Genomic DNA, 12,097 nt, shown 5'->3' with positions numbered 1-12,097 from the left:
TGGAGGCGGGACTCCATGACCCGGATGCGGACGACGTGGTCGAGTGCTCCGGCACTCCCGAACTCTGCGGCGAGGACGTGCCGCGCTGATCCGTCCACGGAGACGTATTCGGCACCGCGGCTCGGGTACCGCTCGAATCCTGTTGCCGCCGAGGTGCTGTCCAGGGCGTGGTAGGGGCCTCGGCGTCCGCGTCGGGGCGGGTGTCCGCGTGGGGATCGGTGGCGGGATCCTCCGAGCCGTCGCTAACCACCGGCGCCGTGCTCTCGATGCTGGTCACTCGCCGCTCCTCGGGCGGATGAGGGCGACGGTGCCCCAGCGGTGTAAGGCGGTAAGCGACTGCAGGAGGGGCATCGGCACTCCTTCCGCATCGATCCCGGCCGGTTCGCCGCGGCGCACCGATTCGTCTGTGCGCGAGCTCCTCTCAATCCTCGCCGGTCCGGCTCCGTATCGAATTCCCAACAGTGGGAATCCCCGAGAATGAGGGGGAGATCGGACCCACGGCAGGACGGGGATCGCGGGATGACTGGCACCTACTGCTGGCCGGGCAGGTGATCGCATGGGCCTCGGCAACTTTTTCAAAGGTGTCGGGAACTTCGTTTCCGACCACATCGGCGATATCGCCGTCGGTGTCGCGACCGGGGTCGGTTTCGCGCTGGGTGGGCCCATCGGCGCCGGGCTGGTCGGGGCTGCTGCCGGGGCGCTGCAGTCAGGCTTCGAAGACGGGTGGAGTTGGAAGAACGTCGGAGCCGGTGCTGCTTTCGGTGCGGTCGGGGGCCTGCTGGGCGGCGGGGTGAGCGGTGGCGCGGGTGTGAAGGGGCTGTTGTTCGCTGGCAAGTCGTTGGTGAAGGCGAATGCGCTGGGGGATGCCGAGAAGGCCGCGCTGGCCGTCGGCAAGAAGGGGCTGTTCAGAAATACGATCCCGACCCGGCTCGGCGGCGCCCACCTGAAATCGTCCCGAACCTATATGGGGATTCTGGGAGCGGCGACCGGTCCGTCGACCGCACGGCAGATGTGGGATCAGGCCCACCCGAAGAAGTTCGGCGACGTGCCCACCATCGACATAATGAGTAAAAACGAGCTCGCGGCCAATGCCTGACATGCCGCATATTCTGATGCCCGACCCGCAGAGACTGCCTGACGGGCTGGTTCTCAACAAGGCTGTCGAAATGCGGTACCGCGCCCTCGTCAAGATGTACCAAATGAGTTGGGACAGCCTCGGGAACGGGAAGGCATCCGAGATCCCCGAAACGCTTCCGGTAGGGAAGATCACGGGTGCGGAGAAAGCTCGGATCGCGAACTATCAGGAGTGGGTGGCCACCCTCGACACCTACTACGAAGGACTGTCGGACAACGATCGCATCATCGTGGGTATTCCGGATAAGGCAGGTGACCTGTGTGACGAGGGCCGCGCGGGTCTGCGGACATTGATCGGAAAGCTGAACGAACTGGCAAAGGTCAATCCGAAAGATGTCGAACATCTCGGCCAATTGCTCCAGGACAGGGAGTTGGACGCGAGCATCGCATCCGGTGGGGGAGAGATCACCGAGGACAAATACGTCATGACCGTCGTTCTCACCACGACCACGATGGCCACTGCGGCGATGCAGGATCTGAGTAATCAATTCCAGGCGCTCGCCGGGGAGATCCGGCCACCGGCGCAGCAAACGCCTGCGCCGAAAGACGCGCCGTCCACGAAGCAGGCGCCCACGAATACAACCGGTACGGACGGAGTTTCGCCTTACTCCGGTCCATATGTGGGATCCGTCGGTGACTCCACGTCCGCGGATTCGCCGGCGGCTCCGCCGGTGTGGAATTGGGACTCCGGTAGCGCCCCGGGTTCGTCCTTCGTCACCTCGGCGGGGTCGCCGAACGGTCTCGCCGCGCGGTCGAACGACAGTGCTGCCACAGAGGAACCATCCAGCAACAGGCAGGCCGGCAACCCGACCTCGACCGTCGGAACCGCCGCCCCGGCCGCAACCTCGTCGGCGACTCCGACACCCGGCTTCTCGCCCGCGAATTACGCGTTGCCGCTGGCGATGCGGGGGCTGGCCGATATGGCCGACGCCCGCCGAGGCGCCGGGTATGCGACCCCGGAGAACCTCGGCCCCGCGTCGAACCGAGCAGTGTCCGGCGCGGTGACCGCGCCTGCCTCCGAGCCGCGCGCAGCGTCTGCGGCGACGCCGTCGACGGCTACCCGGAGTGGCCCGACGTCGCAGAATTCCACTTCGGCCACGTCGTCCCAGGCCGGTACGCCACCTCCGTCCAACCAGGCCGGTTCGCCGTCGGCCCAGTCGAGACCGGGTCCGGCGCCGGTGACGCCGGTGTCCGCTTCACGGCCGGCCGACGGTGTGATGGTCTACACGTTCCCCGACGGACGAAGCCAGGTCGTATCGCCCGTGGTGGCCCAGGCGTTGGATGCCGCGTTCGGCAACGCCGTAGGAACGGATGCACGGCACGCCTACGAGAAGACCGCGGCGAAACTGCCCGACGGCAAGGAGATCGGCGATCCGGTGGATCCCAGCCGGTTGATCACCGGCGACGTCGCCACGTGGGATCAGCGGACCGCGTTGGTGGTCGCTTTCGGTGATGACGGCAACACATCTCTGGAGGTGATCATCCAAGGTGAGTTGAAGCAGTTCGACGCTCACATGAGCGATAAGCAAGGCGACTTCGGTGGATTCGCCGGCTTTGCCCATCCCGCCGGCATCGAAGCGACCAGCGATTCGCAACCACCTGCACCGGCGATCCCCGTCGACTACTCGGCCGGCGGGCAGGTGTCGGTACCGGCATAGGAGATTCGTATGAGCTTGATGGGTCTGGCGGCAAACCTCGCCGTGACTGCCGTCGTGAGTCGAGTGGCTCCCGGCCTGGGTGGGTCGGTGGTCGCGGGCTTCGCCGGCGGAGCCACCGAGTCGTTGGTCGAGGGGGATACCAACGTGGGTGACGTGATGAAGTCCGGCGGTTACGGCGCCGCGGGCAGCCTGATCGGTGACGGGGTTGGGCGCGGTCTCGGAGTCGCGGCGCGGTACGGCGCCAGGGGGGCCGAATCGGCTCTCGGGAAGGCGACGGCGCTGTCGACCGACGCATCCACGGCCGCCGGCGAGTGGAAGACTGCCGATGACGCACTCGAGGCGGCCAGAAACAAACTCGCCAATACCAACAGATTGAATCTGCCGGGCCGGCAGAGCGCTCAAAAAGCGGTGCAGACAGCAGAGAAGGACGCAGCCGCTGCTCAGAAGAAATGGGAGGACGCCCAGATAAAGGCCGACAACCCGGGATTCTCTATCTCCAAAATGCAGCAGCGCAAGAAGATCCTGGACCGTGCGGGAAAGGAACTTCGGGGCGGCAAAGGGCGGGCCAAGCAGCCTGGATTCCGGCAAGCAGGTTGGGGCAACACCGGTTTGCGATCCCTGGGCGCGACGATCGGGTCCAACACTGCGGGAGGGCGGAGCGGGGGATCGTCCTCATCCGACAGCGGGGGCGAAGACAAGACCCCGAAACCGAAACCGACGGCTCAGAATGTCGAACTCATGTGGGGCGGCAAGCAATATATGGACTCGCCCCCGAAAGAGCCGATCGTCCAGGATCCGAGTTATCAGGTGGCGATCGAAAGTCCCACCGGGTTTCTGCTGTACCCGAAGGGCTTGAACGACCAGATACGGCGCTGGTATGTCGGATGAAACGGAAACCGCTCTGTCGCTGGCACAAGCGCTGAGTACGAACGCGAAGCTCTTCGGTGAGCCCGAGAAGGGTAAGCCGGTGGCGGTGGTGAAGACGCCGACGCTGAAGCCGCAGGCGCTCCAGAAACTGCAGGGCCAATCGGATCTGCTGACCCAATACCGCTCCGCCGTGAGCAGCATGAATGCGAAAGCGGAGAGCTACGACGCTTCGCTGGAGAAGCTCGGCGCGAAGGTCGACGACGTGAAGAAGACCTCCAAGGACGGACTCAAACAACTGGGTGACCTCGTCAGCGGTATCAACTACAACGTCGCTTCGATCTCCTCGCTCGAGGAGGGGCAGGTGCTGGAGATCCAATTCATCGACATGATGGACCAGGCGTACTCCGAACTGATCGACACGGTGGATCCGGCTGCCGGACAGAACGACGCCGCCGCCGATGCCATCAAATCCTGGGCGGCGGATTTCGAGAAGACTCAGCAGCAGCACGATGCCGCCATTCAGTCGGAACTGGACAGCGCATTGGGGAAGCTCAATGCCGGCGGGAACGGCGGCGACGCGGGCAATGGTTCCGGCTTGAATCTCGGTGCCGACAACGGGCTGGAGAACCTCGGCAACCAGACGGGTATCGACCCCAATACCGGACTGCCGACCGACAACACCTCCACGGCCGACGACGCCAAATCGAAGATCGACGATGCGATTCAGCAGATCAAGGACTCGGCGATGACACCGAACTCGTCGATGGCAAGTCCGGTCGAATCACCTTCGCTCGGTTCGGGTTTGGGTGGAATGATGGATCCGATGGGCATGGGGGGAATGGGGATGAACCCGTACATGAATCCGTACGGGATGGGCATGGGCATGGATCCTTACGGATCGCTCACGGACTCGCTGCGCAACCGCGCCGACGATCTGGATCCGAATCGGATCGATCGGGCGGTGCAGCCGCTGGCACAGGCGCAGCCACAGCAACCCGCTCCGTCGACGCCGTGGTCGAATCAGAACAACGCCACGCCGGTGTCGAATACCGCCGGCGGTCCGCCTCCGAACGCGACGTCCTCGCAGCCGGGCGGGACCACGCCGCCGCCGCGGGTGCCAGGTTCGGACGGCATGATCGAATACGCCTTCCCGCCCGACTTCCAGCGGAAGCAGAAGGTGTCGCCGGTCGTCGCGCAGGGGCTGGACGCGGCCTTCGCCAATACCAAGGGCACGGACGCGAAGGCGGCCTATTCCGGCACCACGGCGAAGTGGTCGGACAACAAGCAGGTCGGCGCGCGGATCGATCCGAGCCAGTTGATGACCGGCGATGTCGCGCTGTGGGACAAGGACCACGCGGCGATCGTCGTCGCCTTCGGATCCGGTGATCCGAGCACCGCCGCCGCCGCGAATTTCACCGGTGCCGCGAGTTTCACCGGTGTGTCGGGCGGTTCCGGTGATCCCTCGGCCGGCTCGGGCGACACCTCGGCCGGTTCGGGTGACGGTAGTGATGCGCTGCAGGTGATCGTGTGCGGTGAGCTGAAGCGGTTCGATGCGCACATGTCCGATGTGGGTGGCGATTTCGGCGACTTCAGCGGGTTCGCGCATCCGGCCGGTATCGAGGGCACAGGCGCCGCGCACGGTGACGCCATGCCCGCGGTGCCGGCGCCGGGTGATCCGTCCGCCGGCGGTCCGACGATGTCGGCACTGGCCGGCACTCAGACGATCTGACGGCTGGAGGGTGAGAGGAGCTCGTAGCGTTGAATGTTGATCCGACGGAACTGGTTTCGGCGGCATCCGCCCTGGCCGATATGGCCCACAACAGTGGGGCCACCCTGCCCAGAGGCTGGGTGGTTCCCGCCGGAGCGGATCCGATTTCCGCGCAGGCGGTGCCACAGCTGAACGGCAGTGCGCAGGACCTGTACAACGGTGTGCTCGGGGCGTTGAACGAGGTGCATCGCACCGCCTGGAACATCGGCGCCGCCGCGGTGGACTACACCGAGGCCGACGAGCAGGCCGGGCGCGATATCGGCGGCGCGGGTTCGGATTTGCTGACCAACCCGGTGGCCGAGACTCCGCCGCACACACCGCGGTTCGCGCCGACCTTCCGATTGCCGGCCGTCGGCGCGGAGGTCGATCCGCTGACCTTCGCCCAGCAATTGCATACCGGTCCGGGGCCGGGAGGCGCCGCCCGCTTCGCCGAAAACGTGCGGAACTACCTGTCGACCACGCATGCCGATGCCACCAGCGGTCTGGATCAGGCCGCGCTGCGCATGCAGCACTGGACACCGGTGGGATCGGCGGCTGCACAGCAACTCTCGAAACACCGCAGCTGGCTCGACCAGCTCGGATCCGCGCTGGGGGACCTGGCGGACAACGCCCAGAACTACGCCGACGCCTTCACCGCGGCGAAGGCCAAACATCCCACGCCCCAGGAGATCATCGCCGCCCGCAAGGAACTGGTCTCGGCGATGCGCTCGAAGAACGAACTCGGCGTGCAGGATGCGCTGGCGAAGTTCCAGGAGCAGAACGCGCGCTCGGCCCAGACGGTCACCGACTACTCCACGGCGGTGAACTCGAAGGGCCCCTCGAAAGGGTCGGAAACCTCGGGCTCGCAGAGTGATTCGAGCGGCAGCGACATGAGCATGCTGGCCCAGATGCTGCCCACGATGATGAGCTCGCTGATGCAGGGCGGGATGATGTCGCAGCTGGGCCAGGGCGGCAGCACGGATTCGCTCGACGGGCTCGACGGCTCCGATTACGGCTACGACTACGGCAGCTACCCCGACTACGGTTCCGCCGGTGGCGGTTACGGCGGCGGTGGCGCGATGCCGATCGGGGACATCACCAGCGGGCTGGACAGCGGCTCCACGAGCACACCGACCGTCAGCGTCGGCCCGATGCCGATGGTGGCGTCGGCGTCGACGGCCGGGACCGCGGCGAGCAGCGCGTCGAATATGCCTCGCACACCGGTGATCGAGCCGCTGTCCTCCTCGGCGGCCGCGGCGGCCCGCGGCGCCGCCGGTGGGTCGCCGATGATGCCGTACATGCCGATGGCGCCCGGTATGGGCGGTGGCGGCGGCAGCAACGAACGCAACCGGGTCGTGGCATGGCATCCCGATCGGCTGATGTACGTCGACGACACCCCGCACACCGAGCAGGTCATCGGTGAGAAGCCGACCATCGCACCGACCGTCACACCCCCGACGCCGTCACCCGCCAACCAGACCCCGAGTCAATCCGGAGGTAGCGCATGAGTGGAATCCATCCCGACGTCCAAGCGGCTCTGGACGCCGCCCGCGAATTACGCCACAAGATCGCCGATCTACGGGAACGTATCGACGCGATCCGCGCGCGGCGCCCGTCGCCGAGCGGTGCCGTCATCCCCGAGGTGGATGCGATGGGGCGGCTGACCGACCTGTACCTGGCGCCCGGCACGGTCGACCGGTTCGAGGCCGATGAACTGGTCGCCGAGATCATGTCCGCCATCCGCGAGAGTTCCGCCGACGCCGGACGCCAGTACCAGGTGATCATGGATGCTGAGCCCGCGCCCGAGACAGAGGGTGTCGGTGGGCAACCGGTGGAGCAGCTGTCGTGACCGAACCCGCGGCGGTCACCGTCGCCGACACCGTGCGCTGGCTGCACGAGGAGGGCCTCGTGCGGCTGGCGGGGGTGGGCGAGCGCAGTCTGCACCCGATCGCGGCGTTCACCATCGACGTGGCGACCGGAATGGTGGGCGCTCATCCGGCTTCGGGCGCCAGCTCCGATGTGAGCACCTTCGCCGCCGACGATCTGCCCCATCCGGTCGGTTCGCCGAAGCGGCTCGTGATCGTCGGTGTCACCACCTCCGAGTCGATGCTGGTGGTGGATCTTGCCGCGGCCCTTACTATTTCGATCAACGCCGATCAGCCCGAGGCGGCCGCGCGGTCGTGGGTTCTGCAACTGCTGCTGAATCCGGAGATCACCATCTCCACCAACAGTGCCGAGGTGGCGATCGGTAACAGTCCACGCTGCCGCCGCTCGTTCATCCCGGGCGGCGGTGCGACGATCATCAATATCGACGATATGAATCCGCCGCTGACCACGGTGACGCTCAACGGAGCGGACGGCCCGGACCATCTGGACGTCGAACCCGACGGGACCGGGGAGATGTATCTGGGCTCGCGATTCTGGTCGCTTCGCCAGGTGATGACGGTCGGCGACGCGGCCTGGAGCGAGTTGGTCGATCGGATGTCGGGAACCGGAGAACCACCAGCGGGTTCGAACGAACCACCGCCGACCGCGAGCGTCGCGCCACCCGCCGGCGCCGTCGCACCACCGCCGCGAGGTGCGCTCGCCCCTGAACTTTCGGAGGGTCGATGAGACACACTGCGAAGCCTCCCCGTCGGCCCGACCGGGTGCGGGTGACCCGCAAGTCCCGCAAGACACAGGAGAACGGATGAACGACGATCTGGAATTCGACGACTACGACACCGAATCCGATGCACCGGCGCCGGATTGGAAGTCGATGACCTACGAGGTCTTCAACCCCGACCACAGCGTCGGCGTCGCCTGCGACCGGGACGGCGAGGTGGTCGGTCTGCACCTGTCCGACGAGGCGCGCGACAACGGCGACAGCTGGCTCGCCAACGAGATCCTGCGACTGGCGCGGCTCGCGCATATGAAATCCCGCGTCGGGCTGCGCGCGGAGATGGAGTACAACGGCGCGCGGCCCTACACGGTGGACTCGTTCGATCTGCCGACCGAGGCGTCCTACCGGGCGATGGAGAGTGCCGAATTCGGCACCACGCTCTAGCTACAGACAGGAGTCCGTCATGTTGCACATCGACGGTCAGGAAAGCTCCATAGACGCGTCCGACCAGTTCCACGTCGCCGTCACTGCGAACACCGGGCAGGTGTCACAGCACATCGGGAATCTGGCCGTGCACCATCGCCCGGAATCGGAACTCGACGACAGGGCGGTGCACATCCGCAATCGAGTCGGCGAGTGGATCACCGACTTTGTGACCGCGCGCAACGGTCACAGCGGTGGCACCAATGATGCCGTGCGTGAGGCCGTGAACGCCCTCTACAACGCGGATATCGACAGCGGCGCCGGCGTGCGATCGGCCTGACGCGCATGGGTTCCGAGCACGGTAGCCCCTATTGGGACGACATCGTCGGCAAGCATTGGCCCGCGGTTCCGCCGTCGGATTGGCACAATCTGCAGACGATGGTTCGCGACGCCGCCGAGGCGGTGGACCCCGAGGAGGCCGATCGTGCCCGGCGCCTGTTTTCCGAACGCGTTCCGTCCAGCGACGGATTGGAGCCGGCCAAGCGCGACATGCTGAACCAGCAGGACAGCTTGCGTAAGCTGGTGGATGCCCTGGTCGCCGCGTCCGATACCTTCGGGCAGATTGGCGACATCGTCTATCGCACCCGGCATCGGATCCTCGACATCGTCGATCGTGCGGACGCCGATATTCAGCGGGTCCGGCAGCAGGAGACCGACAAGAACGGAAACGAGGACGAAGCCGCCGAACAGCGGCGGATCTCCGCGATCGTCCGAGAGGCTCGGGACGAGGTCGCCGACGTCGAGCGCAATGCGCTGAACATGTTGGGCCCGCAGGGTCTTCCGGAGCTCGCCGTGATCGCCGAATTGCTGGGCCGGCCGAATCCCTGGGCGCGGGGCAACGGCCCGGGCGGCCCGGGACATCCGGGACGGCGGCAGGACGGTGGGCCGGGGGCCGGCGGCCGCCCCCGGTACCCCGGCGGCGGCGCGCACCAGCAGATGCCTGGTCCGATGCACGATCCGATGCCGCGCTTCCCGTTCCTACCCGGGTCGGTCCGGCTCGATCCGGGGATGTTCTCTCATGTTCCACCGCCGTTCGAGGACATCGCGAATCGGCTGCGGGATCGGCTGTTCGGCGACCCGCCGGCCGCGGTCGATCACATGCCGGCCCCGTCGGCGGGCCCTCAGGACCAAGCGCCGAACGCGCCCGCTCCGACGGCACCGGTCGGCGCGCCTGCTCCGGGGCAGAACTCCGGGTGGGCGCCCGCGGCTCCGAATCACGCCGGACCCGGCGATAGCGGTGACCATACCGTGGACGCCGCACCGGTGGCCGATTCCGGTGCCTCGCACGAGCCGGACGCCCCGGTCGCCGGGACCGCCTCGGACACACATGTCGAGCCCGCCGCCGGGCACGGCTCCGAGTCCGGCCGCGGTCATGACGAGAACGACTCCGGCGGAGGACAATTCGGCCGAACGTCGCATCCGGACGACGATACCGAACACGACGAGGCGGGACATCGTGCCGAGCTGGGCCCGATCGCTCCGATCGGCGCGTCGGGCCTTGCGGCGGGCGGGGTGATGTCGGCGCCGTTGGTCGTGCCCCAGCCCGGGGCGCTCGGTCCCTCCGTATCGGCCCCCGTCGATCGGATGAACGCGCCCGCGGCGCAGGCAACCCCGCCGCCGGCCGGTGCCGACACCCGCCCCGGATCGCCACCGGACTCGCGGATCTCCGCGCCCGGGGGGAAGGGGCCCATGGTCGGCAACCCACCCGGCCCACCTGGATCCCCGGTTGCGCCACCGGCGGCGAAAGCGATTCCCCCGCAGCGTATTCCGGGACAGTCCGGCAGCGACGAGGTCGTGCGGGATGCGGTCGGCGCGGCCATGGTGGCGGCGTCGGCCCCGGCCTTCGTACTCGGCGAACGTGTCGACGGCGACCTGGTGTTGGCCCGCAGCCTCCTGAGCAGTCTGCTCGCCGCGGCCGGGGATTCGGCGCTCGGTGTGGACTGGGCGGTGTCCGTGCTGCGTCATTCCGGCGGCGTGACCGCGTTCGTCACGTCCAACGAAGGGCGCGGTTGGCTGCCGGCCGGGCTGTATCTGCCGCGGGAATTGTCCACGCCGTGGGTATGGTCGGAGTCCGATGGCAGCGGCTGGGAGGGCGTCGGCGATCCGGCGCGCATCCTGGCCGAATTCGGAATCGCCTGGGGCGCGAAGATCGGGGCGCGGCTCTCGGCGCTGGTTTCCTCGCAGCCGATCGACGGCGCGCTGAGTGCCCAGCTCGGTGCGGTTCCGACGGAGGGTTCGGTCGCGGCCGCGGCGGTGATGGATTTCGGTACGCCGGCCGCGGGTTTGGCCGACCGGCTCGAACTCGTGGGGTCGGCGCAGCTGGCTGATCGCGTTGCCGCGACTCCTCCGGATCGCATCGCCGAGCGGTGTGTGGAGTTGGCGCGCGACGGCCACGCCCGGGCCGCCACACTGGGGCGGGCGCCGGATTCATTGGGAGCCGGGGCGATTCGCGCCGGCATTCTGCAGGCGATCGCGCAGCGCAAGGCGGTGCCGGAACCGCTGTGGGACGAACTGCGCGACGCCGACGCGCTGATCGCCGCCTCGATGTTGCCGCTGCGCGCGGATGTGTCCCGCGTAGCGCTGGGCGAGTTGCGGTCCGAATCCGGCGCCCGGGGAGAGGCCGCGGTCCTGCGTGCGATGGTGTGCCAGCGACGCTGTGACGAACTGGTCCTGCTGCTCGCGGCCGAACCGACTCGCCAAACCTTGCGCGACGCCGTGTACGCACATGCGCAATTGGCGGAATTGGCCGCGGCTCCGCCGGGACCGGATCCGACGCCGCCGGGACCGCCTCGGACCTCGTCGGTCAGTGTCGGCCCCACGCGGCGGTGAGCACCAGGAAGCGGTGGACCGTAACCGGTCGGAATGCCGTGCGCGCCCAGAACTTCCCTGCACTGGGAACAATGGCGCGGCAGTGGGAATTGTCCAGCGCCGACAATGATCTCGTCAGTGGCGGAAAGGATTGTGCGGCATGCCGGAGATGGAGATCGACCCTGCGGTGCTGCGTCAACTGGCAGAGCAACACCGTCAGGTCGCGCGCGAAACCCGGGAATGGGCGCAACCGCCGTACGATTGGCTCGCCAGCTTCATCCCCACGTACGGCAAGATCGCCCAGCCGGTCAAGGATGCCCTCGACGACTACTACGACGCCCGCAAACGGGCGGGTGACAAGCTGGCCGACGACCACGACCACACCGCGGATCAGTTGATCGCCGCGGCCGAGTCCTATGAAAACGCCGACCACGGCATCGCATCGGATTTCCGGCGAGCGGGCGACGACATCGGCGGGCACGGGTCACCGCAGGGAACACCGGCGCACGCTGGGCCGAACGGCCATACCTTCGGCCCCGGCGACGGCCGCACGCCGACGGGTATCTCGCCGCTCGGCACGTCGCCGCTCGACGGCGGTCCTTCGGTCACCGGTCCGCAGACGCCGGGCGCCGGTCAGCAACAGCCGGACGCGGCGGACCAATCGCCGGGCGCGACCGTCCCCGGCGTCGCCGCCGCCGCACCGGGAGCGGCCGCACCGATGGGCGCCGTGGACTCCACAGGCACCCAGGCCGGGTCCGGTTCCGGCGCCAACACCGGTGCGGCGGCCGCCACCCCCGC

Annotated in this window: 12 protein-coding genes; 11 read left to right on the top strand and 1 reads right to left on the bottom strand. The window is 67.7% G+C overall.

Annotated elements, in window-relative coordinates; translation table 11 throughout:
• A partial coding sequence (locus NE2_RS36800) for a hypothetical protein (RefSeq protein ID WP_218018724.1) occupies nt 1-277 on the bottom strand: 277 nt, incomplete at its 3' end.
• A 279-nt stretch (nt 278-556) separates the two neighbouring features.
• Here NE2_RS36800 and NE2_RS34060 point away from each other — a divergent pair.
• The 11 genes from NE2_RS34060 to NE2_RS36145 form a co-directional block, all read left to right on the top strand.
• A complete protein-coding gene (locus NE2_RS34060; protein ID WP_063032836.1) occupies nt 557-1,096 on the top strand; it encodes a hypothetical protein in 540 nt (179 codons plus the stop codon).
• A 103-nt stretch (nt 1,097-1,199) separates the two neighbouring features.
• Nucleotides 1,200-2,792 (top strand): hypothetical protein, encoded by a 1,593-nt coding sequence (locus NE2_RS34055; protein ID WP_146165387.1) that lies wholly within the window; start codon nt 1,200-1,202, stop codon nt 2,790-2,792.
• Between the two features lie 9 nt (nt 2,793-2,801).
• Complete coding sequence (locus tag NE2_RS34050; protein ID WP_146165386.1) at nt 2,802-3,680, top strand: hypothetical protein; 879 nt, start codon at nt 2,802-2,804, stop codon at nt 3,678-3,680.
• Nucleotides 3,670-5,388 (top strand): SF-assemblin family protein, encoded by a 1,719-nt coding sequence (locus tag NE2_RS34045; protein ID WP_063032828.1) that lies wholly within the window; start codon nt 3,670-3,672, stop codon nt 5,386-5,388. The genes NE2_RS34050 and NE2_RS34045 overlap by 11 nt, the downstream gene beginning before the upstream one ends.
• A gap of 29 nt (nt 5,389-5,417) precedes the next feature.
• Complete coding sequence (locus tag NE2_RS34040) at nt 5,418-6,914, top strand: PPE domain-containing protein (RefSeq protein WP_063032826.1); 1,497 nt, start codon at nt 5,418-5,420, stop codon at nt 6,912-6,914.
• A complete protein-coding gene (locus NE2_RS34035; protein ID WP_051757257.1) occupies nt 6,911-7,255 on the top strand; it encodes a YbaB/EbfC family nucleoid-associated protein in 345 nt (114 codons plus the stop codon). Before NE2_RS34040 ends, NE2_RS34035 begins: the two co-directional genes overlap by 4 nt.
• Nucleotides 7,252-8,019, top strand: a complete 768-nt coding sequence (locus NE2_RS34030; RefSeq protein ID WP_063909561.1) for a hypothetical protein — start codon at nt 7,252-7,254, stop codon at nt 8,017-8,019. The genes NE2_RS34035 and NE2_RS34030 overlap by 4 nt, the downstream gene beginning before the upstream one ends.
• A 76-nt stretch (nt 8,020-8,095) precedes the next feature.
• Nucleotides 8,096-8,452 carry a hypothetical protein gene (locus NE2_RS34025; RefSeq protein WP_030518544.1) on the top strand — a complete coding sequence of 119 codons (357 nt, stop codon included), beginning with the start codon at nt 8,096-8,098 and terminating at the stop codon, nt 8,450-8,452.
• 19 nt (nt 8,453-8,471) lie between these two features.
• Nucleotides 8,472-8,771, top strand: coding sequence for a hypothetical protein (locus NE2_RS34020; protein WP_063032824.1), 300 nt, complete (start codon nt 8,472-8,474; stop codon nt 8,769-8,771).
• Nucleotides 8,772-8,776: 5 nt separating this feature from the next.
• Nucleotides 8,777-11,320 (top strand): hypothetical protein, encoded by a 2,544-nt coding sequence (locus NE2_RS34015; RefSeq protein WP_063032822.1) that lies wholly within the window; start codon nt 8,777-8,779, stop codon nt 11,318-11,320.
• Between the two features lie 139 nt (nt 11,321-11,459).
• Nucleotides 11,460-12,097: type VII secretion target (locus tag NE2_RS36145; protein WP_218018723.1), on the top strand; the 638-nt coding region annotated here is incomplete at its 3' end.

The sequence above is a fragment of the Nocardia elegans NBRC 108235 genome, from assembly GCF_001612845.1.
GTDB classification, from domain to species: Bacteria; Actinomycetota; Actinomycetes; order Mycobacteriales; family Mycobacteriaceae; genus Nocardia; species Nocardia nova.
Note: the sequence above shows the minus strand (reverse complement) of the source record. Positions and strands in the feature narration are given on the sequence as shown.